Raw genomic sequence first — 343 nt, 5'->3', positions numbered from 1 at the left:
GTAACTTTCCTCGGTTCCAAAGACGTAACTTTTCGCACCAGCTTCGCCGTGTTCCCACTTGCGCACAACATCGGCAATCCACTTAAAACCGGTAAGGCATTCCGTACACTCGCAGCCGTAATGCTCGGCGACTTTTTTCTGCATTCCCGTAGTAACGATTGAGTTTACCATCGCGGCGTTCTTCGGCAGTTTGCCGAGCTCTTTCAGCGAAAGGAAAATGTAGTCCGCGAGAAGGACGCCCATCTGGTTTCCCGTAACAAGAACGAATTTGCCGTCCGCGCCGGGAAGCGCCACGCCGAAACGGTCGGCGTCCGGGTCGGTAGCCATTACCACGTCGGCTTTT

1 pseudogene is annotated in these 343 nt (G+C 54.5%); it reads right to left on the bottom strand.

Annotation, left to right across the window (positions count from 1 at the left end):
* Positions 1-343 (bottom strand): annotated as a pseudogene (locus tag ACYVTD_RS18415) (phospho-sugar mutase); the annotation flags it as partial.

The organism is Treponema sp. R6D11 (genome assembly GCF_054786075.1).
The sequence above is the reverse complement of the archived record's forward strand: the minus strand, read 5'-3'. Positions and strand labels throughout refer to the sequence as shown.